The organism is Sphingobium sp. YR768, assembly GCF_900111125.1.
In the GTDB taxonomy this organism is placed as follows: Bacteria; Pseudomonadota; Alphaproteobacteria; order Sphingomonadales; family Sphingomonadaceae; genus Sphingobium.
Map to the genome: position 1 here is coordinate 218,099 of NZ_FOGE01000003.1, position 20,378 is coordinate 238,476.

Here is a 20,378-nt window from a genome sequence, read left to right on the forward strand (position 1 = left end):
AGCTTGATCAGCCTTTCTTCTGGCGACGGATTTCTTCACGAACGCTGTGACCCAGCGCATCGGCGACGAGGGCGCCCTGTTCGGACACATGGCGCGACGCCAGACCCGTAGCGGGCGAGGCGGACGCCTTGCGACCGGCATAGCGGGCGCGCTTGGGCGCCTTGCCAGCCTTGGCCAGAGCTTCCTCGATATAGGGTTCCACGAAGAACCATGCGCCGTTGTTGCGCGGTTCTTCCTGACACCAGACGATCTCTTCCAGATTGGTCATGCGCTCGATGCGCTTGGCCAGTGCGTCGGTCGCGAACGGATAAATCTGTTCGATACGAACGATCTGGACGTCCTTGTCGCCGGCGGCATCACGGGCATCCATCAGGTCGTAGAAGACCTTGCCGGAACACAGGACCAGACGCCTGGTATCCTTGTCGGCCGACCCGTTGGGATCGGACAGGATGCGCTTGAACTGGGTTTCGCCCTGGAAGTCCTCGGCCTTGCTCACCGCGCCCTTGTGCCGCAGCAGCGACTTGGGGGCCATGATGATCAGCGGCTTGCGGAACGGACGCAGCATCTGACGACGCAGCGCGTGGAAGTAATTGGCCGGGGTCGTGATGTTCGCGACCTGGATATTCCCTTCGGCGCAGAGCTGAAGGAAGCGTTCCAGACGGGCCGAGCTATGTTCCGGACCCTGCCCTTCATAGCCGTGCGGCAACAGGCAGACGAGCCCGTTGGAACGCAGCCACTTGGTTTCCGACGACGCGATATACTGGTCGAAGATGATCTGCGCCCCGTTGGCGAAATCGCCGAACTGCGCTTCCCAGATCACCAGGCTCTTCGGATCGGCCAAGGCATAGCCATATTCATAGCCAAGCACGCCATATTCGGACAGCGGGCTATCCAGCACCTCGAACCGGCCATGCGGCACGGTCGACAGCGGGATATATTTATTCTCGCTGTCCTGATCGGTCCAGACCGCGTGACGCTGGCTGAAGGTGCCGCGACCCGAATCCTGACCCGACAGGCGAACGCCATAGCCTTCCGACAACAGCGAACCGAAGGCCAGGGCCTCACCGGTCGCCCAGTCGAAATTCTCGCCGGACTTGAACATTTCCGCCTTGGCGGCGAGCACGCGCGTCAGCGTCTTGTGAACGTTCAGCCCTTCGGGAACGGTGGTCAGCGTCTTGCCAAGACCATCGAACAGCTTGGTGCTGATCGCCGAATCCACGCTCTGACGCGCGGTTTCCGCGTCGGCGGGCTTGTGCAGGCCCGACCAGCGACCGGCGAACCAGTCCGCCTTGTTCGACTTATAGCTCTTGGACGCTTCGAACTCGTCTTCCAGATGCGCGACGAATTCGTCGGTCGCACCAGCGACAAACGCATCGTCCACCACACCCTGCGTCTTCAGGCGCGAAGCATAGACTTCGCTGACCGGCGGATGCTGGCGGATTTCCTTGTACATCAGCGGCTGGGTGAAGCCCGGCTCATCGCCTTCATTATGGCCGAAGCGGCGATAGCACCACATGTCGACCACGACGTCGCGATGGAAAGTCTGACGATATTCCATCGCCAGCTTCGTCGCGAAGGTCACGGCTTCGGGATCATCGCCATTGACGTGCAGGATCGGCGCCTGAACACCCTTCGCCACGTCCGACGGATAGGGCGAGCCGCGCGAGAATTGCGGGCTGGTGGTGAAGCCGATCTGGTTGTTGATGATGAAGTGGACGCAGCCGCCGGTATTGTAACCGGGCACGCCCGAGAAGCCGAGGCATTCCCAAACGATGCCCTGACCCGCAAAGGCGGCGTCGCCGTGGATCAGCACCGGCAGAACCTGGTCATGCTTGCCCAGATCGTCGCGGAAGGTCTGCTGCGCGCGGACCTTGCCCAGAACGACCGGATCGACCGTTTCCAGATGCGACGGGTTGGGCACCAGCGACATGTGGACCTTGATGCCGTCGAACTCACGGTCGGTCGACGTACCCAGATGATATTTCACGTCGCCCGAGCCACCCACGTCTTCGGGGTTGGCGGTGCCGCCCGAAAATTCATGGAAAATGACGCGGAAGCCCTTGGCCATCACATTGGCGAGCACGTTCAGACGGCCGCGATGGGCCATGCCGAACACGATCTCGCGCACGCCGGACTGGCCACCATATTTGATGACCGCTTCCAGCGCGGGGATCATGGACTCGCCACCGTCCAGGCCGAAACGCTTGGTGCCGACATATTTGCGGCCCAGGAACTTTTCATACTGCTCGCCCTGGATGACCTTGGCCAGGATCGCCTTCTTGCCCTCGGGCGTGAAGATGATTTCCTTGTCCTTGCCTTCCAGACGATCCTGAAGGAAGCGGCGCTCCTCCACGTCGGCGATGTGCATATATTCAAGGCCGACATTGCCGCAATAATTGGCGCGCAGGATCGCGACGATTTCCGCCACGGTCGCATATTGCACGCCGAGCGAACCGCCCAGATAGACCTTTTTGTTAAGGTCGGTCAGGCCGTGATATTCGGGGGTAAGGTCCGCCGGCAGGTCACGCTTGGTCAGGCCAAGCGGATCGAGATTGGCAGCCAGATGGCCACGCACGCGATAGGTGCGGATCAGCATCTGTGCGCGGATGGCGTCGTCTGCTGCGGCGACGGCGTCGGCATCCGACACGGCCTTGCCAACAGCCTTGGCGGCGGCCTTCACGGCAACCTGCATCTGGGTGGGGTCCATCGCCCCGGTCAGATCGTCGGTGTCGCTCAGCGGCCAGTTGTCACGCGCCCAGCTCGGCCCGCGTTCAACCTCGAAATCTTGGTTCTCGTAACCCATTACCCTTGTCCCATCCCAGCCGCGTGCAGTCGCGGAGCGGGAAAATAGCGGCCGGGGTGCAGCCCGGCCGCTCTATATAGGGGCTGTTTAGCCCTTCAGCACTTCGACCAGCGTCGATCCCAGCTCGGACGGGCTGGCGGCAACCTTGATGCCGGCCGCTTCCATCGCCGCGATCTTGCTTTCCGCGTCGCCCTTGCCGCCCGACACGATCGCGCCGGCATGGCCCATACGACGGCCCGGAGGCGCCGTGCGGCCCGCAATGAAGCCGGCCATCGGCTTCTTGCGGCCACGCTTGGCTTCGTCGATCAGGAACTGGGCAGCCTGTTCTTCCGCGTCGCCGCCAATTTCACCGATCATGATGATCGATTCGGTCGCGTCGTCGGCCAGGAACAGCTCCAGCACGTCGATGAAGTTGGTGCCGTTGACCGGGTCGCCGCCGATGCCGACAGCCGTGGTCTGGCCCAGACCGGCGTTGGTGGTCTGGAACACGGCTTCATAGGTCAGCGTGCCGGAGCGCGAGACGACGCCGACCGAACCCTTGGAGAAGATCGAACCGGGCATGATGCCGATCTTGCATTCGCCGGGCGTCAGGACGCCGGGGCAGTTCGGCCCGATCAGGCGCGACTTGCTGCCCGACAGGGCGCGCTTCACGCGAACCATGTCCAGAACCGGGATGCCTTCGGTGATCGCGACGATCAGCGGGATTTCCGCGTCGATCGCTTCCAGGATCGAATCGGCCGCGAATGGCGGCGGCACGTAGATGACCGAAGCATCGGCCCCGGTCTTGCTCTTGGCTTCGGCGACGGTGTCGAAGATCGGCAGGCCGATATGGCTGGAGCCACCCTTGCCCGGCGTCACGCCGCCGACCATCTGGCTGCCATAGGCGAGCGCCTGTTCGGTGTGGAAGGTGCCGGTGGCACCGGTCATCCCTTGCGTGATGACCTTGGTATTCTTGTTAATCAAAATGCTCATTGACGGTCTGACCCTTCAATCCACCCCGGCGAAGGCCGGGGTCCAGTTTCCGAACGTTCATGGCTGCGCGATGCGATCGTAGAGGTCAGCCCATTCCGGATTGAACCCCTCAATCTCCCGCAACTTCCAAGCCCGCTTCCATTCCTTCATCTGCCGCTCGCGAAGCCTTGCGGCTTCCCGGTTGTCATGGACCTCGTACCAGACGAGCAAATGACATTCATATTTCCTGGTGAACCCTGGAACCACGCTGTTGCGATGTTCCCAGACCCGTCTGGGAAGATCGACGGTGGAGCCGATATAAATCGTGCCGTTCCGTCGATTTGCCATGATGTAAACGAAAGCTTGGCTTTCCATCATGGGCGCTTCCCGTCTGGACCCCGGCCTGCGCCGGGGTGGTCCACTATTCCTAGATTACGCCAGCGAGCTATCGATGCCCTTGCACGCTTCCAGCAATTCCTTGACGGCGTCGACAGACACCTGAAGGTTCGCCTTGGCTTCATCGTCCAGCGCGATCTCGATGATCTGCTCGACGCCATCCTTGCCGATGATGACCGGCACGCCGACATAGAGATTGTCGATGCCGTACTGGCCGGTCAGGTTCGCGGCGCAGGGCAGCAGGCGCTTCTTGTCGCCCAGATAGGCTTCGGCCATGGCGATCGCGCTGGTGGCGGGCGCGTAGAAGGCCGAACCGGTCTTGAGCAGCGCGACTATCTCGCCGCCGCCCGAACGGGTGCGCTTGACGATGGCGTCGATGCGCTCCTGCGTCGAACGACCCTGCTTGATCAGGTCGGGAACGGGGATGCCGGCAACGGTCGAATATTCGATGACCGGAACCATCGTGTCGCCATGGCCGCCCAGAACGAAGCTGGTGACGTCCTTGGCCGACACGTCGAATTCTTCAGCCAGGAAGTGGTTGAAGCGCGAACTGTCCAATACGCCGGCCATGCCGACGACCTTGTTCGCGGGCAGGCCCGAAAATTCGCGCAGCGCCCACACCATCGCGTCGAGCGGGTTGGTGATGCAGATGACGAAGGCGTCGGGTGCATTGGCGGCAATGCCCTCGCCCACGGCCTTCATGACCTTCAGGTTGATGCCCAGCAGGTCGTCGCGGCTCATGCCCGGCTTGCGGGCGACACCGGCGGTGACGATGATCACGTCCGCGCCCGCAATGTCGGCATAATCGTTGGAACCGGTGATCTTCGCGTCGAAGCCTTCGACCGAAGCGCACTGCGACAGGTCGAGCGCCTTGCCCTGCGGCACGCCTTCGACGACGTCGAACAATACGATATCACCCAGGCCCTTGAGAGCCGCCAGATGCGCGAGAGTGCCGCCAATATTGCCAGCGCCAATGAGCGCGATCTTGTTACGGGCCATATGCAATCATCCTCCAAGTCTTGAACTACTGGAATTGCTGGTCCGCCTACGCCCTTCGGACCGGGGTTTCAACGGCGAAATCCCTGATATGCAAATTATCTTTGCAATTCGTTCGCAATTGCATTAAGGCCGATTCACACCCTGTCGCTACGAACTCCTACCCTGGTTCGTGGCCTTCCCTGCAGAGGTATCCTGTCGGGTGCTTTCGTGATCGAAAGCACCCGGCCTGTTTCCACGAAGAAAATTGCGTTCAGATGAACGATGCGCGCAACATCGGACGGACGGATTCCGCCCGGCGATGAATCGTTTGCGATAAAGGGCTTATTTGGGGCCGTGGCCCAGCGCCAGATAGTCGTCCGACTGCATTTCCATCAGGCGCGACACCGTGCGTTCGAACTCGAACGCCCCGTCGCCTTCAGGATAGAGGCGCATCGGCTCCGCATCGGCGGAGGCCAGCAGCTTGACCTTATATTCGTACAGCGAGTCGATCAGCGTCACGAAACGCGCCGCCTCATTGCGCTTTTCCGGCCCCAGCACGGGGATGCCGACGATGATCACCGTATGATATTTGCGCGCGATCGCCAGATAGTCCGGCGCGCCGCGCGCCTCCGCGCACAGCCGCTTGAAGGAGAAGACCGCGACGCCCTTCAGGCTCTTGGGCACATGCATGGTGCGCCCGCCTTGCACGACAATCTCTTCCGACGGCACCTTGGCCCGATCCTCGACCGAAAAGTCGGTCAGGCGGAAGAACGCCTCGGACAGCGACCTAGTCGCCTCCGGACCATTGGGCACATGCCATAATTTCGAGTCGCCCAGACGATCGCGCCGATAATCCACCGGACCGTTCAGCGTCATCACGTCCAGCTTCACCTTTATGAGGTCGATGAAGGGCAGGAAGAGCTGGCGGTTGAGGCCATTTTTGTAGAGTTCGTCCGGCTCACGGTTGGATGTGGTGACGATCGTCACCCGCTTTTCCAGCAAACCCGTGAACAGCCGCGACATGATCGCCGCGTCGGCCATATTGTTGACGACCATCTCGTCGAAGCAGAGCAGCCGCGCCTCCTCCGCCAGCGACTCGACCACCGGCGGGATCGGATCGCCCGTCTCGGACTTGCGCGCCTCGGCGAGGCGCGCATGCACGTCGAGCATGAATTCATGGAAATGCGCGCGCTTCTTGCGCTGGACATGCACGGTGTCGAAGAACAAATCCATCAGCATCGATTTGCCGCGCCCGACCCCGCCCCACATATAGAGGCCGCGCGGCGGCTCCGGCGCCTTGCGCAACAGCTTCCACAGCGTCGATCCGCGCGCCGGCGCCGCTTCCAGTTCCTGCTGCAACCGGTCGAGTCGCTCGGCCGCCGCCCGCTGGTCCGGATCGGCGCGCAATTCGCCAGCCTTTACCAGCGCGTCATAGCGGGCAATCACATGGGTCATTTCGGGGTGGGCGCCTTGCGTATGGTGGCGGTCGATGCCGCGACCGGCTGACCATCTTGCGTGATCAGCATCCGAAGGAACATCAGCCGCCCGGTTTCCCGCAGCAATTCGACTTCGGCGAACAGGTCCGGCCCGACCTTGCCGGAGCCGAGATATTGCATGGACAGGTCGATGGTCACGCCATTGATCTGCTCGACATGCCCCAGCGCCCACAGACCGCCAAAATAGGCATGGTCGGCAAAGGCGGCCAGAAAGCCGCCATGCAGCGAATCGAGTCGGTTACGATGGCTGGAGCGGGTTTCGAGGCCCACCAGCGCCTTCGTCGCACTTTCGGCGCGCATATAACCGCGGCCGATGGCTTGCAGGAAGGTATCGGGATGCGGGTCGGACCATGCGGCCCAGCCCGCCCATTTCCCGTCGGTCAGCGGCTTCCCGCCCGCAACGCCGTCGCTCGTCAACTTACAGCTGCCGTTCGACCATCATCTTCTTGGTTTCGGCAATCGCCTTCGCCGGCGAAAGGCCCTTGGGGCAGACATTCGCGCAGTTCATGATGGTGTGGCAGCGGTACAGGCGGAAGGGATCTTCCAGATCGTCCAGACGCTCGCCGGTATATTCGTCGCGGCTGTCGGCCAGCCAGCGATAGGCCTGAAGCAGGATCGCCGGGCCAAGAAACTTGTCGCTGTTCCACCAATAGCTGGGGCAGCTCGTCGAGCAGCAGGCGCACAGGATGCACTCATAGAGGCCGTCCAGCTTCTCGCGATCGGCGGGCGACTGGAGCCGCTCCTTGCCGCTCGGCGCCGGGCTGACGGTTTGCAGCCAGGGCTTGATGCTGTTGTACTGGGCGTAGAAATGGGTGAAGTCGGGCACCAGATCCTTGATCACGTCCATGTGCGGCAGCGGCGTGATGCGCACGTCCTTGCCGGCGCATTCGTCGATCGCAGTGGTGCAGGCCAGACCGTTGCGGCCGTTCATGTTCATCGAACAGCTGCCGCAAATGCCTTCACGGCACGACCGGCGGAAGGTCAGCGACGGATCATATTCATTCTTGATCTTCAGCAGCGCGTCCAGAACCATCGGGCCGCAATTATCCAGATCGATCTCGAACGTGTCATAGCGCGGATTCTGACCGGAGTCGGGATCGTAGCGATAGACCTTGAAGCTGCGCACATTGGTCGCGCCGGCGGGCGCGGGATGGGTCACGCCCTTGCCGCTGATCTTGCTGTTCTTGGGCAACGCAAATTCGGCCATCGCTCGTCGAGCCTCTTCGAAAGATGTCTGTCAGTTGGGGGTCCGCATAACGAAAATTCCGCAAAGGTCCAGCACTGAGGACCATGAATCTGCCGCTAAACCCTTGTTGCAAATCGCTTGCAATTCCCGGGCCTTCCTTCGCCCGCCGCTTGCTTCCTCCACCAGCCACGCTACGGCAGCGAAATCCGAGGGAATATATTCAGCGTGACGACCGACATCGCCTTTCTCGCCATTGCCGAGGCGCAGCAGCTGTATCACTGGCTGCCGGCCGCGCTGGAACTGGCGCGCCGCCCGGACATGCGCGTCAGCATCCTGTCCCCTTCGGACCAGATTCTCGATCTGGTCGCCAGCTATGATCCGGCCGGCTATCTGGCGCGGGTCCGGCTGCGCCGCCCCCCTTCCCGCCCCGACTCGCTCTTCCGCCAGCCTTCACGGCTCGCGACCCTGCTGCTCAACTATTGCACCATCGCTCGCTTCCCGACGCTGGTGACGACGGAGATCAGCAGTGCCTGGCTGCGCTGCGTCCCCGGCTTTCGCTCGCGCCTGATCCTGATCAAGCATGGCGCGGGCGACCGGGAGGGCGGCTACAAGAAGCGCCATGCCGATTTCGACCTCACTTTGGTCGCGGGCGAGAAGGATCGCCGCCGCATGATCGATCGCGGCCTGTGTGCACCGGAGAATGTCGCGGTCGGCGGCTATCCCAAATTCGAGCTGAAGGCGCCGCGCCAGCGCTATTTCTACAATGACGATCCCGTCCTGCTCTACAATCCGCATTTCGATCCGGCTTTGTCCTCCTGGGTCAACCATGGCCCGGCGATGCTGGCCGCGCTGGAGACGCTGGAGGGCTGGAACGTCATCATCGCCCCGCATACGAAACTCGCCAGAAAAGTGCCGCCGATCGTCAGCAGCGCGCCGCATATCCGCATCGACATGGGGAGCCGGCATTCGATCGACATGAGCTATACGATGAGCGCGGACGTCTATCTGGGCGACGTGTCGAGTCAGGTGTATGAATATCTGCTCCACCCGCGCCCCTGCATCTTCCTCAATCTCGACCATCGCGACGGGTCGACGGATGCCTTCGCCCATTGGCGTCTGGGTCAGGTGATCGACAGCCCCGACGCCCTGCCCGCCGCGCTGGCGCAGGCCAATATTCTGCAACCCGGCTTCGTCGCGCTTCAGGAAGCCGCGATGCAGCAGTCGATCGATCTGTCGCCGGTCCCCGCCTCCGTACGGCAGGCCGACCTGATCCAGAATTTCGCCCTTACCCAAAATTCCCCTAAGAGTGCCGCATGAGCCAGACCATCACCACCACCCTTGGCCCCGTCCGCCTCTTGGGCGAAAATGCGACGCCGATCTGGGGCATGTCCAATGCCGAACGCAATCGCCGGATGGCGGAAAGCGCGGCCAAAAATGGCAGCGCGCTGGCGCCGGGCCATGAACTGCTCTTCAACCTCACTTATGCTTTCGATCCGCTGCTGCTGCGCCTCGTGCTCGAAACGCCGGGCACCCTGTTCGTCTGGGCGGGCACCCCGATCGTGGGACAGGTCGCGCAGGGCGCCGATCCGCTGACCGCGCCCCATGTCATCGACCTGTCGGACGGCCGCAAACTCTACAACCGCCAGCTTCGCAAGCTGGAACAGCCGATGGTCCGTGTGCTGGAGCCATCGTCCCGGCGGGAGATTGAGCGGCGCAGCTATTTCGGCGCCTATAAGGGCGTGACCGATATTCTGACCAAATATCTGTGGCCCGAACTGGCGCTGATCCTGACGCGCATCGCCGCGCAGTTGAAGATGACGCCCAATATGGTGTCGGTGATCGGCGTCACTCTCTGCCTGCTCGCCACTTACCTGTTCGCCAAGGGCCTGTTCTGGACCGGCTTCCTGTCCGGCTTCATCTTCATGGTGCTGGACACGGTCGACGGCAAACTCGCCCGCTGCACCATCACCTCGTCCAAATGGGGCAATGTGATCGACCATGGCGTCGACCTCGTCCACCCGCCCTTCTGGTGGTATTTCTGGGGCACCGGCCTTGTCTATTGGGGGCTGGGCCTGTCGGGCACGACCTTCACCTTCATCATGACGGCGGTGATCGCCGGCTATGTGCTGCAACGGCTGATCGAGGGGATGTTCCTGAAGGACTTCAAGATGGACATCCATGTCTGGCGCCCCTTTGACAGCCAGTTCCGCCTGATCACCGCACGCCGCAACCCGAACATGGTCATCCTGTTCGTCGCGCTGCTGGCCGGTCGCCCGGACATCGGCCTGATCGCGCTGGCATGGTGGACCATCATTTCGCTGGTCGTCCACGCCGTGCGACTGGCGCAGGCCTATGCGGTAAAGCGCTCCGGCAAGCCCATCGTCAGCTGGATGGACGAAGCGGAAGCCGCACTATGAACGCGACGATCGAGAAATTCGGCCATCCCGCGACCCTGATCGCAGAGTTCGAACACTGGGTCGTCCTGCTCCGCCCGGCCCAGCCGACTTTGGGATCGCTGGTGCTCGCGGCCAGGAGCGACGCGACGGCCTTCGGCGATCTGCCGGCAGAGGCCCATGCCGAACTCAAGACCGTCACCGCCACGATCGAGGCTGCACTGACCGGCGCCGTAAGCTACAGCAAGATCAACTATCTGATGCTGATGATGGTCGACCCCCACGTCCATTTCCACGTCATCCCCCGATACGAGGGGGAACGGAGCGCGGCAGGCGTGACCGTGACAGATGCCGGCTGGCCGGGGCAACCTGACCTGGGCCAGGCGGTGAAACTGGACAGCAAAGTGGACAGTTTGCGCGACTGGCTGAAGGGCTGGTTTGACAAAGTCGTAGTCTAACTCCCGTCATGCCAGCGAAAGCTGGCATCTCCCTTGTCTTTCAGGTGCATGATCAAAAGAAGTGAGATCCCAGCCTTCGCTGGGATGACGAATGGGGGCGCCTGTCCTACCGCCACCCCTCTCCTTATCATGCCCTTGATGAGCCAAGCCACGACGCAACAATCATTCCCCAATAGGAAATGATATGTCGAAACTTGCGGGAAACATGCGAAGTTAAGCCCGCGAAATCCTATTTCGCGTAGCGCCCTTCGGCGGTCCATTTCGCAGTCAGGGCCTTGGCTGCCTCGACATCCTGATGAAAATCGACCTCCTGCCATTCCAGCCCCTCGATCGAGACGGTGCCGACGCGATTGCCCTTGGCGATGATGTCGATGGCGCGCAGATACCAGCGCTCGACGCCTTCGGGCGTGCGCATCATCTGCTCGATCTGGTTGCGGAAGATCGCCGGACCTTCGCCGGTGAAGGCCAGCATGCCGATCGATTCGGCATTGGTGTCGGGCGGCAGCAGCCGCTTGCCGATATGATGCAGGCGGCCGGTCGCATCCCGGTTCACCTTCATGTCGTCATCATCATATTCGCCGTCCGCCTTGATATCCACGGTCACGGTGATGGCGTCCTGCGCGCCGTTCACCAGTTTCGCGACGATCTCGTCGGAAATGATGGTGTCGCCGTTCAGGATGATGAAGTCCCGGTCCATCTCCTCCCGCACGATCCAGCAGGTGCCAAGGTTATCGGCGACCTGAAAGAAGGGGTTGAAGACGGTGCGGATGCGCGCGCCGGTGTCGCGATAGAGTTGCAGCGCATGATCCTCGACCCGCTCGGTGCGGAAGCCGGTGACGACGACGATGTCGGTCACGCCATTGGCCACCAACGCCGCGATCTGCCAGCTGATCAGGGTGCGACCGTTGAAATCGATCATGCATTTGGGCACGTCGCGGGTCAGCGGAAGGAGGCGCGAGCCCTGTCCGGCGGACAGGATGATGGCTTTGGTGATCGTCATGTGCCGGGCTTTAGTGCGCAATTGGGCCGAAAAAAAGGCGGCGTTTGCACTCCATCCCGCGCTGCCCTAAAGCGCGGCGTGCTTCCCCTATGAAGGACCAGTTTTCGGGTGATGTTCAAGCGCGGATCGGGCGCGGCAGGCGACGGTTTCGCCCGCATCCTGGCCAATACCGGCTGGCTGCTGGGCGGCAAGGGCGTGGGCGCGGTGCTCAGCCTCGCCTATCTCGCCATCGTCACCCGCACGCTGGGCGTTGCCGATTTCGGCCGCTTCGCGCTGGTGCTGAGCGCCGCCAATGTGGTCAAGGCGCTGGTCAGTTTCGACAGCTGGCAGATCGTCGTCCGCTATGGCCAGCCGCATCTGACGGAAGGGAATGGCGACGCGCTGAACCGCGTGCTGCGCTTCTGCATCCTGATCGATCTGGGATCGGCTGTGGCGGGCGGACTGATCGCGGCGGCCATCATCCTGTTCTTCGGCAATCTGCTGGAACTGGGACCGGGCATGGGCGTACAGGTCTGGCTGTTCACCATGGTCATGATGATCACCATCCGATCCAGCCCGACCGGCGTGCTGCGCCTGTTCGACCGGTTCGATTCGGCCGCCTTCGCCGAAACCATGATCCCGGTCGGGCGGATGATCGGCGCGGTCGTCGCCTGGATCCTGATGCCCGGCATCACCGGCTTCCTGATCTCCTGGGCCTTTGCCGAACTGCTCTGCGCGATCAGCTACTGGTATCTGGCCATGAAGGTGGGTGGCGACCGGATCGGCAACTGGCGCGCGGGCCGCGCGCTGGATGCGCGGCGCGAAAATCCCGGCATCATCGGTTTCCTGACCGCGACCAACCTGCAAACCAGCCTGTCCTCCATCGGCCAGCAGGTCGCGGTGCTGATCGTCGGCGCCTTTGTCGGCCCGGCGGGCGCAGGCCTTTATCGCCTCGCCAACCAGCTCGCCAATTCGCTGACCAAGATTTCCAGCCTCCTCTCCCGCAGCATCTTCGTGGAGCTGGCCCGTACCAGCACCCATGGCAAGGAAGCGCTGGGCGCCCTGTTCCGCCGCACCAACAAGCTGGCGCTGGTGGCGGGCGCGGTAATCATCGGCCTGATCGTGACGATCGGCCACCCGCTGCTGGGCCTGATCGCGGGCAAGGAATTCCTGCCCGCCTATCCGCTGCTGCTGATGCTGGGCGTCTCCGCCTGTATCGACCTGATCGGCGTCAGCTATCGCCCGCTGCTGATGGCGACAGACCGGGCCGGCCTGTCGCTGCGCATCTCGGTCGTCGCGACTTTGCTGCTGCTGGGCCTGCAATCGGCGCTGCTGCCGCTCTACGGCACGAAGGGCGCGGCGATGGCGAACATCCTGTCCTCGCTGGCCAGCTTTACCCTGATGGGCCTGGCCAGCCGCCGCGCGATAAGGGGCTGATCGCGGGGTTTGTGGATGGCATTACGTTATAAATCCGTTCGTGCTGAGTAGGGACTGAGCTTGTCGAAGGCCCGTATCGAAGCATCCGCACCAAGGCCCAGTCCTTCGATACGCCATTTCGACTTCGCTCAATGGCTACTCAGGACGAACGGAAGTAAATAATCTCACGCGCATTCCGAACGGACGTCTTACCGCACCGGCGTCCATATCTGCGTCTTGCAGAAGAAGGCGATGCACCCCTGCACCTTCAACGTGCCATTGGCGTTGCGGCTGAGCTTGGACGCATAGCTTTTCCCGCTTTCGGGGTCATAGATCGTCCCCTTCCAGATGGCGCCATCCTCCTTGAACCCGGTCAGCAGGGCCAGCCCCACCAGCGGCTTGGATTGCAGCGCCGGATCGGGATTTTTGATGTCGGTCTGCGGGCGGCCGGGCGTGGGCTTCACGATCTTTTCGATACGGCCACAGACTTCCCTGCCGCACGGCGCGATCTGGACGATGGCCTTGCCCTCCACCGTGGCCCAGCGGCCGGTGACGGGCTGGGCGGCCTGCGCCGGCGTCGCGGCAATGGCGGCCCCCATGGCAAAAAAGGCGATTGCGGCTTTGTTCATGCGATCCACTCCATATCTTTGGACCAGAGATAAGCAGGAAAAAGCCCGCCCGCCACCGCCTTTTTACGGGCGTGACGGGCGGGTTTCGGGGCGACGCTACGGCATCGCGTCCCTCTCCTGTAGGATTTTCAGAAGGCGGTGCTGATCGAGCAGGCGGCCGGGCCCAGAATGACGACGAACAGGGTCGGCAGGATGAACAGAATCAGCGGCACCGTCATGATCGCGGGCAGACGCGCGGCCTTTTCCTCGGCGCGCATCATGCGTTCATGCCGGAACTCGGCCGACAGCACACGCAGCGCGGAAGCCAGCGGCGTGCCATATTTCTCGGTCTGGATCATGGTCGTGACCACGCCCTTGACCGCATCCAGCTTCACGCGGGTCGCCAGATTCTCGAACGCCATGCGACGTTCGGTCAGGAAACTGAGTTCGATCGCGGTGAGCTGAAACTCGTCGCCCAGTTCGGGATAGGCCTTGCCCAGTTCCCGCGCCACGCGGCTGAAGGCGGCGTCGACGGTCAGACCCGCTTCGGCGCAGATCACCAGCAGGTCGAGCGCATCGGGCAAGCCCTTGCGGATCGCGGCCGACCGCTTCTGCACCTTGTTATTGATATAGATGTCCGGCGCCTTGTACGACAGCAGCAGGACCGCGGCGAAGGCGAAGAAGCGCTTCATCGGACCCCATTCGGGTTCGATGCCGACGATATAGAGCAGGATCGCGGCCAGACCGCCCAGAACGATCGGCAGGATCATGCGGCCGAAGATCACGGCGACCGCCCAGTCCTTCGACCGGATACCAGCCTGCGCCAGACGGATCTGCGCATCCTTCAGCTGATCGTCCTGCAAGACCTTCAGGCTCGACAGGAAGGACCGCATATGATCGGTCGTCTGGTTCTTCTTGACCAGGCTGACGCGGCGCTTGCCGGTCGATGCCGTGATGCCGGCCTTGAGCTGCTCGCGCCGCTCGTTCAGCGCTTTCACGCGCTTCGCCATCGGATCGCGCACGGTCATCACCGCATAGAGCGCGAACAAGACGGCCAGCGTCGCCAGTGCGGCCAGCAACGTACCGAAATCGGTAGCCGTCAGGCCGAACAGGGTACCGGCGGGGGTCGGGGCGTCCATAATCTCTTGTCCTTCCCCGTCAGATTTCGAAATTGACCATCTGGGCCATGATGAAGGCGCCGATGCCCATCCAGCACATGCCGCCGATGCCGATCACCTGCATCGTGCTGAGCCCGAATACGCCCGCCGGATCGGGGGTGAAGAAGGGGCTCATATAGTCGAAGTTGATGTAGCAGATCATGCCGAACACCAGGAAAGGCAGCACGCCGATGATATAGGCGGACGCCTTGGATTCCGACGACATCGCCCGGATCTTCAGCTTCATCTGTGCACGCTGGCGCAACACGGTGGCCAGGTTCGACAGGGTTTCCGCCAGATTGCCGCCCGTTTCCCGCTGAATCGCCAAAGTGATGACGAAGAACTGGAATTCGGGCGTCCCCAGCCGATCGGCGGTTTCCTGAAGCGCCTGCTCCATGGACCGACCGATCTTGATACGTTCTGTGATCAGCTTGAATTCCTCGCCCACCGGCCCCGGAATTTCGCTCGACACCACGCCCAGCGTTTCCGCGATCGGCAGGCCGGAGCGCAGACCGCGTGTCAGCAGTTCCAGCGCATCGGGAAATTTGGCGTTGAACTTGTTGATACGGCCCTTGATCAGACGCCCGACCCACCAGTGCGGCAGGCCCAGCCCCGCCGCCAGCCCGACCATGAGGGCGAACAGGAAGGGAAAGCCGCGCAACATCAGGAACATCGTGATCAGCAGGAAGGTGATGGCGCTGCCCGTCATATACTGGCTGAGCGTCCACTTCTTGCCGGTCATGCGCAGCCGCTTGGTCAGATTCTCCGGATTGGGAATCAGCGACACCAGCATCTTGGCTTCATTGCCGGGCATGCGGTTGGAAATCGCCTTGCGCATCCGCGCTTCCAGCAGCGCCTCGGCGGAATCGCTATGCCGACCACGGATCAGCGCGACACGGCGCTTGCGCGCTTTCTCCGGCGAAGGACCGGCAAAGGCAACCGCGACGACCCCGATCAGGGTCATCACCAGCACCATTATCAGGATGAAATTGCCGTCCATCGTCTCGCCCGTTCGTCATGCTGGGGCGCCGCCACGTCGGGCAGCGCCGATGATCAGTCTTCCAGCGCAGCCTTGTCCTTGCGGCGCGTAGGCAACATCGCCTTGAAGTCGATTTTGCCGAGCAGGGAATCGCCCTTGCGCGCAGCCCCCTTGCCCAGATCGACACCCTCGGGCGCTGCGGTGGTGCCCAGCGCCAGTTCCATCAGGCTGGTGCAGGCCGCGCCGATCTTGCTGCCCTTGGCGGTTTCGGCCAGAGTCTTGCCCAATTTGGCGGCCTGCGACGCGATGCGCAGGTCGAACGGCACGACGACATCCAGCTTCCGCTCGATCGACTGTTCGAAATCCTTGCGGCTGATTTCCGGCGATCCGGGATGGACGCGATTGGCGACCACCAGAATGCGGGTCTGCGGCGCATTGCCCTTCAGCCAGGAAAGAAGGCGGATCGTGTCGCGCGCCGACGCCAGCGTCAGTTCCGACACAACCAGCGCGACATTCACGTCGGTCATCAGGTGCGGATGCTGGATCAGCATGCCTCGTGGCAGATCGATAACGCTGCATTCGAAGGCGGCGCGGAACTCCTCCAGCAACTGGTAGAAAGCCCCGCCATCGGTCATCATCGGCTGGCTGATCGGCGCTTCGGCCGACAGGATCGCCAGCGTATCGCTGGCCCGCACCATCGCACGTTCGATGAACAGCCCGTCGATGCGGCTGGGATTTTCGATCGCGTCGGTCAGGCCACGGCCCGGCTCCAGATCCATCGCCAGCGCATTGGTGCCGAAATGCACGTCAAGGTCGAGCAGCGCGGTAGGGCGCTTCTTCTTCTCCGACAGCATCCAGGCAAGCGAAGTCGCAATGCTGGAGGCGCCAACGCCGCCGCGCGTGCCGATGACGGCCATGGTGCAATGCGGGCGTTCCGGGCCGGTGTCGCGCGGCGCCATGAACACGGCCTGCGCCTGTGCCAGTGCATCGCGCAGCTGATCCGCGCCGAAGGGCTTGAGCAGATAATCCTGAATGCCGCTGGCGACGAGATCGCGATAGAGGCGCACGTCGTTGACCTGCCCGGCGGCGATCACCACCGTACCGGGTTCGCATACTTCGGCCAGCGAGTTGATGTCGTTCAGCGGATCGCCGCTTTCGGACATGTCGACGAACAGGATTTGCGGTGACGCGGTGATCGACAGGCTCTGCACGGCATTGCGCATGCCGCCCTTGTTCACCTTTTCCGGGGCCCAGCCCAGTTCGGCCGCAACCGCACGCAGCAGGTCGAAACTATGGTCGTCGCACACGAAGGCATGGAAGGGATCGCGCGGTCCCGGACCACCGGGTTTCCATGGAGCGTTCATATTACTGGCCTCCGCCTCCTGCGCTGAGTTGCTTGAGATCGCCGGCGCCCGACGGCGCCTTTTCGCGATAGGTCGAAATGGCGCGGTTGGATGTCGCGGTGCGCAGGTCGCTGTCCGTGCTCTGGCCACGGACCAGATCTTCGGGGTTGGCGACCATCGCCGCCCAGTTGCTGTTCACGCCGCAGCCGAAATTGGATGTCGTCGCCAGGCTCATGTTGGTTTCCTGGGTGGCGTGCCAGTCCGGGCAACCCGGAACGCTGGCCGTCGCACGCCGCACGATCAGGCGGACGCTGCCTGCCGGCGCGGCACCGGCGGCGGCCGAGCCGTCCTCCGCCACCAACAGCCCATGACGGGCCACCAGATTGGCGACATCTTCGCGCACAGCCGGGCTGTAATAGCCGCCAGCGGTCACGATCGCGATCTGATCGCCATAGCCAAGACCGATCGACGCGAACCAGTCATTGAGCCGACCGGCTTCCGGGGCCGACAGGCCCCCATTCGATCCGGTCTGCACGTCGAACGTGTAGGCGGCATAGTTGACGACCGGCTGATGCACCGATTCCACGCTGCGATTGGCGGAGTCGGTGACGCAGCCTGCCAGCGGCAGGGCCATCAGGGCCAGCGCGGTGAGGGTCCGCAAGGACCGACGATTACGGATGGGGGAGGTCATGTCTTGATCCTTCCGTCAGAAGCTGAAGCCGGGGGCGACCGTACCGGCCTTGGCCGGCTTGTCGCTGCGGGGGGCAATCGCCGCCTGCGGTCCGGGCACCGGGACCGGCGCGCCGGGCGCACGGGTCGGCTGATAGCTGCGCGCGCCGCTCACGCCGTCCGTCTCCTGCTGCAACAACAGGCCCTGTGGCTCGGTCGCGTTGCGGAAACCGTCGGTCGGCAGCCGCACGTCGGACGCATTCATCGGCTTCACCAGATAAGGCGTGACGGCGATGACCAGTTCGGTTTCGTTGCGCTGGAAGCTGCGCGACTTGAACAGGCTGCCCAGGATCGGGATATCACCCAGCCCCGGCACCTTGTTGATCGTGTTGCCGGTTTCGTTGTTGAGCAGACCCGCGATCATGAAGGCCTGTCCCGAACCCAGTTCCACCGTCGTTTCAGCGGTGCGGCTCTTCAGCGCAGGCACATCCGAATTGACCGAGAAGTCGAGGCTGGACACCGTCGGCCGCACACGCAGCGAGATGCGGCCATCGGCCAGCACCGTCGGCGTGAAGGCCAGTTGGACGCCATATTGCTTGAACTGGATGCTGTTGCCCGACGACGGACCATTATTGACCGTATAGGGATATTCGCCACCGGCCAGGAAGCTGGCGGTTTCGCCCGACAGCGCGGTCAGATTGGGCTGCGCCAATGTCGTCGACAGGCCGCTCGATTCCGCAAGGTCCAGCGCACCGGCAATGTCCATGCCCAGCAGACGGGCAACGCCGCCAAGGCTGTAGGAGCCATCAGTCGGGTTATTGAAAGTCCACGAATTATTATCGCTGTCGTAGGTGACAAAGTCGCGACTACCGCCGCCGATCGAACCGCCAATCTTGCCGCCGCCACGATCGGCGCTGGAGAAATTGGTGCCGATCTTATGGCCCAGATCCTTGCTGACCTCGGCGATCTTGACCTGCAACATGACCTGCAACGGCGTCGCCATGCGCAGGCGGCTGACCACGGTCACGTCCTTGCCGACGAAGGCCTGCGTCAGGCGTTCGGCCTCAGCCGCGTCTTCGGGCGCCTGGATCGTGCCGGTCAGCAGCACCATGCCATTCATCTTGTTGACCGCGATACTGGCGCCGGGCATCGCCAGACGCAGCATGTCATCAATGCTGGTCAGATTATTGCCGACGCGGACAGTGCCGGAAAACAGCACCTTGCCATTGGTCGCCGTGGCGAAGACGGTGGTTTCACCGGGCTTCTTGGCGATCAGGTAAAGCTGGTTCTGCGACCGGACATGCACGTCGACCACGTCGGGATCGGCGATCACCACGTCCGACATCTTGGCCGGCAGGTTGACCACCCGGCTGCCACCTACCGACAGCAGGATCGCATTGTCCTGCATGGCGGAAGGTGCGGCATTGAGTGCGGCGACGGGCGCAGCGGCTGCCACGACGGCCAGGCCCAGGGCGATCGCCGGAGCGGCGAAGCGCGGCGCGCGATAGTGCAAGCTCTTCATCTCACTTACCCCCGACCGGAACTTCGGTCACATTGGTGCCGCGCGCCACGCGGATCACAGGCCCCTTGAAGGCGACCGTGCCGACCGGTGCGCCATTGGCGGCCACCGCCATCGGCATCGGCGCATCCGCCTTGGCCGGAACGGAGCTGCGCTGGTAACGCGACACGTCGGCGCCGGTCGAATAGGTGGAGCCACGGTCGACCGGGCGAGCGGCCAGCTTGGCGATGATTGCCTTTTCGGCGTTCGCATTGGCATTGCCGGGCAGGTCGACATCGGTGCCGGCGATCGCCGCATCCAGATCCGACACATTGTCCGCCATCGACCGCAGCGACATGGACAGCGATCCGATGGTCTGCGACACCGCAATCTTCTCGGCAATCTTGGGCGTCACTTCGATCGTGACGTTGGAATAGGTGCGGACCTCCGGCTTGCCGTCGGCGCCCATCGCATCCATGCGCTGGTCGGTGGCAAGCACGCGCAGGTTGCGCAGGATGGTTTCGGACACCTTGAGCGGATCGCCGTCGCCGCCGCCATTGACGCTCTGCGTCAGAACCAGATCGATGCGATCACCGGGAAAGACGAAGCCCGCGACCGAGCTTTGCGCCGATACCGGCACCGTCACGGCGCGCATGCCCGGCCCGAGAGCGGCCGCCAGGAAGCCACGGTCTCCCGGCTTCACCAGCGCACCCTGCGTCAGCGGCTGACCGGCGGTGATGGCGGTGCGTACGACGCTGCCGGCCAGTTTCACCGGATCGGCCTGCCCCTTGAGATAATAGGCCTGTTCGATCAGATCCTTGGGCCAGGGCTGGAAGCGGAAGCTCTCTGCGTCCAGGATCGTACCCACGGGCAGCGCCTTTGTCGCGACCAGCACATGGGGCTGATCAGCTTCGACCGGCATGTTCGCGGCATTGACCTGCGGCGCACTGGATGAGCTTAACATGCTGCGCGCAAGCAAGGCTGTAGTGACCGCTATGATTAGCGCTCCCACCAGCAGCACGATCTTCTTAGCATCCATGACGAAATTCGCCTCCCTTAAATGGGTGC

At 62.9% G+C, this 20,378-nt stretch carries 19 protein-coding genes; 4 read left to right on the plus strand and 15 right to left on the minus strand.

What is annotated here, in order from left to right; translation table 11 throughout:
- Positions 1-7 precede the first annotated feature (7 nt).
- From BMX92_RS05635 to BMX92_RS05665, 7 genes are all read right to left on the minus strand, one after another.
- Positions 8-2,803: a 2-oxoglutarate dehydrogenase E1 component gene (locus tag BMX92_RS05635; protein ID WP_093013208.1), complete on the minus strand. Its 2,796-nt coding sequence runs from the start codon at positions 2,801-2,803 to the stop codon at positions 8-10.
- An 87-nt stretch (positions 2,804-2,890) separates the two neighbouring features.
- The gene (sucD, locus tag BMX92_RS05640; RefSeq protein ID WP_093013212.1) at positions 2,891-3,775 is read right to left on the minus strand and encodes a succinate--CoA ligase subunit alpha; all 885 of its coding nucleotides are present in this window, start codon (positions 3,773-3,775) and stop codon (positions 2,891-2,893) included.
- A 57-nt stretch (positions 3,776-3,832) separates the two neighbouring features.
- The gene (locus BMX92_RS05645; RefSeq protein WP_093013943.1) at positions 3,833-4,129 is read right to left on the minus strand and encodes a GIY-YIG nuclease family protein; all 297 of its coding nucleotides are present in this window, start codon (positions 4,127-4,129) and stop codon (positions 3,833-3,835) included.
- Positions 4,130-4,186: 57 nt separating this feature from the next.
- Entirely contained in the window at positions 4,187-5,149 is a 963-nt protein-coding gene (gene mdh / locus BMX92_RS05650) for a malate dehydrogenase (protein WP_093013215.1), read from the minus strand.
- Between the two features lie 321 nt (positions 5,150-5,470).
- Positions 5,471-6,583: a cell division protein ZapE gene (zapE, locus tag BMX92_RS05655; RefSeq protein WP_093013218.1), complete on the minus strand. Its 1,113-nt coding sequence runs from the start codon at positions 6,581-6,583 to the stop codon at positions 5,471-5,473.
- Positions 6,580-7,041 carry a PaaI family thioesterase gene (locus tag BMX92_RS05660; RefSeq protein ID WP_093013221.1) on the minus strand — a complete coding sequence of 154 codons (462 nt, stop codon included), beginning with the start codon at positions 7,039-7,041 and terminating at the stop codon, positions 6,580-6,582. The genes zapE and BMX92_RS05660 overlap by 4 nt, the downstream gene beginning before the upstream one ends.
- Position 7,042: 1 nt before the next feature.
- A complete protein-coding gene (locus BMX92_RS05665; RefSeq protein ID WP_093013225.1) occupies positions 7,043-7,831 on the minus strand; it encodes a succinate dehydrogenase iron-sulfur subunit in 789 nt (262 codons plus the stop codon).
- 204 nt (positions 7,832-8,035) lie between these two features.
- On the opposite strand from BMX92_RS05665, the gene BMX92_RS05670 reads away from it, so the two are divergent.
- Genes BMX92_RS05670 through BMX92_RS05680 form a run of 3 tightly spaced genes read left to right on the plus strand, consistent with a single transcriptional unit; the run spans position 8,036 to position 10,661 of the window.
- Positions 8,036-9,127, plus strand: coding sequence for a glycosyl transferase (locus tag BMX92_RS05670; protein WP_093013228.1), 1,092 nt, complete (start codon positions 8,036-8,038; stop codon positions 9,125-9,127).
- Positions 9,124-10,227 carry a CDP-alcohol phosphatidyltransferase family protein gene (locus BMX92_RS05675; RefSeq protein ID WP_093013231.1) on the plus strand — a complete coding sequence of 368 codons (1,104 nt, stop codon included), beginning with the start codon at positions 9,124-9,126 and terminating at the stop codon, positions 10,225-10,227. The genes BMX92_RS05670 and BMX92_RS05675 overlap by 4 nt, the downstream gene beginning before the upstream one ends.
- Positions 10,224-10,661, plus strand: coding sequence for an HIT family protein (locus tag BMX92_RS05680; RefSeq protein WP_093013234.1), 438 nt, complete (start codon positions 10,224-10,226; stop codon positions 10,659-10,661). The genes BMX92_RS05675 and BMX92_RS05680 overlap by 4 nt, the downstream gene beginning before the upstream one ends.
- A gap of 229 nt (positions 10,662-10,890) precedes the next feature.
- On the opposite strand, the gene BMX92_RS05685 is transcribed toward BMX92_RS05680, so the two are convergent.
- On the minus strand, positions 10,891-11,661 hold the full coding sequence (locus BMX92_RS05685; RefSeq protein WP_093013237.1) for a phosphocholine cytidylyltransferase family protein: 771 nt from the start codon (positions 11,659-11,661) through the stop codon (positions 10,891-10,893).
- Positions 11,662-11,772: 111 nt separating this feature from the next.
- Here BMX92_RS05685 and BMX92_RS05690 point away from each other — a divergent pair, with 111 nt between their 5' ends.
- Positions 11,773-13,077, plus strand: coding sequence for a lipopolysaccharide biosynthesis protein (locus BMX92_RS05690; RefSeq protein ID WP_093013240.1), 1,305 nt, complete (start codon positions 11,773-11,775; stop codon positions 13,075-13,077).
- A gap of 188 nt (positions 13,078-13,265) precedes the next feature.
- On the opposite strand, the gene BMX92_RS05695 is transcribed toward BMX92_RS05690, so the two are convergent.
- The 7 genes from BMX92_RS05695 to cpaB all read right to left on the minus strand — a co-directional run bounded on the left by BMX92_RS05695 (position 13,266) and on the right by cpaB (position 20,349).
- Complete coding sequence (locus BMX92_RS05695) at positions 13,266-13,685, minus strand: DUF2147 domain-containing protein (protein WP_093013243.1); 420 nt, start codon at positions 13,683-13,685, stop codon at positions 13,266-13,268.
- 128 nt (positions 13,686-13,813) lie between these two features.
- Positions 13,814-14,803 (minus strand): type II secretion system F family protein, encoded by a 990-nt coding sequence (locus BMX92_RS05700; RefSeq protein ID WP_093013246.1) that lies wholly within the window; start codon positions 14,801-14,803, stop codon positions 13,814-13,816.
- Positions 14,804-14,822: 19 nt separating this feature from the next.
- Positions 14,823-15,821, minus strand: a complete 999-nt coding sequence (locus tag BMX92_RS05705; protein ID WP_093013248.1) for a type II secretion system F family protein — start codon at positions 15,819-15,821, stop codon at positions 14,823-14,825.
- Between the two features lie 53 nt (positions 15,822-15,874).
- Entirely contained in the window at positions 15,875-17,164 is a 1,290-nt protein-coding gene (locus BMX92_RS05710; RefSeq protein ID WP_093013251.1) for a pilus assembly protein CpaE, read from the minus strand.
- 1 nt (position 17,165) lies between these two features.
- Entirely contained in the window at positions 17,166-17,834 is a 669-nt protein-coding gene (locus BMX92_RS05715) for a CpaD family pilus assembly protein (RefSeq protein WP_093013254.1), read from the minus strand.
- A gap of 15 nt (positions 17,835-17,849) precedes the next feature.
- The gene (locus tag BMX92_RS05720) at positions 17,850-19,334 is read right to left on the minus strand and encodes a type II and III secretion system protein family protein (RefSeq protein ID WP_093013258.1); all 1,485 of its coding nucleotides are present in this window, start codon (positions 19,332-19,334) and stop codon (positions 17,850-17,852) included.
- Between the two features lies 1 nt (position 19,335).
- Complete coding sequence (cpaB, locus tag BMX92_RS05725; protein WP_093013261.1) at positions 19,336-20,349, minus strand: Flp pilus assembly protein CpaB; 1,014 nt, start codon at positions 20,347-20,349, stop codon at positions 19,336-19,338.
- Between the last annotated feature and the right edge of the window lie 29 nt (positions 20,350-20,378).

What these genes read in the sequence shown, in the direction of transcription:
- BMX92_RS05635 (WP_093013208.1), bottom strand. Translation starts at nt 2,803, where the DNA reads ATGGGTTACGAGAACCAAGATTTCGAGGTTGAACGCGGGCCGAGCTGG.
- sucD (WP_093013212.1), bottom strand. Translation starts at nt 3,775, where the DNA reads ATGAGCATTTTGATTAACAAGAATACCAAGGTCATCACGCAAGGGATG.
- BMX92_RS05645 (WP_093013943.1), bottom strand. Translation starts at nt 4,129, where the DNA reads ATGGAAAGCCAAGCTTTCGTTTACATCATGGCAAATCGACGGAACGGC.
- mdh (WP_093013215.1), bottom strand. Translation starts at nt 5,149, where the DNA reads ATGGCCCGTAACAAGATCGCGCTCATTGGCGCTGGCAATATTGGCGGC.
- zapE (WP_093013218.1), bottom strand. Translation starts at nt 6,583, where the DNA reads ATGACCCATGTGATTGCCCGCTATGACGCGCTGGTAAAGGCTGGCGAA.
- BMX92_RS05665 (WP_093013225.1), bottom strand. Translation starts at nt 7,831, where the DNA reads ATGGCCGAATTTGCGTTGCCCAAGAACAGCAAGATCAGCGGCAAGGGC.
- BMX92_RS05675 (WP_093013231.1), top strand. Translation starts at nt 9,124, where the DNA reads ATGAGCCAGACCATCACCACCACCCTTGGCCCCGTCCGCCTCTTGGGC.
- BMX92_RS05680 (WP_093013234.1), top strand. Translation starts at nt 10,224, where the DNA reads ATGAACGCGACGATCGAGAAATTCGGCCATCCCGCGACCCTGATCGCA.
- BMX92_RS05685 (WP_093013237.1), bottom strand. Translation starts at nt 11,661, where the DNA reads ATGACGATCACCAAAGCCATCATCCTGTCCGCCGGACAGGGCTCGCGC.
- BMX92_RS05690 (WP_093013240.1), top strand. Translation starts at nt 11,773, where the DNA reads ATGTTCAAGCGCGGATCGGGCGCGGCAGGCGACGGTTTCGCCCGCATC.
- BMX92_RS05695 (WP_093013243.1), bottom strand. Translation starts at nt 13,685, where the DNA reads ATGAACAAAGCCGCAATCGCCTTTTTTGCCATGGGGGCCGCCATTGCC.
- BMX92_RS05700 (WP_093013246.1), bottom strand. Translation starts at nt 14,803, where the DNA reads ATGGACGCCCCGACCCCCGCCGGTACCCTGTTCGGCCTGACGGCTACC.
- BMX92_RS05705 (WP_093013248.1), bottom strand. Translation starts at nt 15,821, where the DNA reads ATGGACGGCAATTTCATCCTGATAATGGTGCTGGTGATGACCCTGATC.
- BMX92_RS05710 (WP_093013251.1), bottom strand. Translation starts at nt 17,164, where the DNA reads ATGAACGCTCCATGGAAACCCGGTGGTCCGGGACCGCGCGATCCCTTC.
- BMX92_RS05715 (WP_093013254.1), bottom strand. Translation starts at nt 17,834, where the DNA reads ATGACCTCCCCCATCCGTAATCGTCGGTCCTTGCGGACCCTCACCGCG.
- BMX92_RS05720 (WP_093013258.1), bottom strand. Translation starts at nt 19,334, where the DNA reads ATGAAGAGCTTGCACTATCGCGCGCCGCGCTTCGCCGCTCCGGCGATC.
- cpaB (WP_093013261.1), bottom strand. Translation starts at nt 20,349, where the DNA reads ATGGATGCTAAGAAGATCGTGCTGCTGGTGGGAGCGCTAATCATAGCG.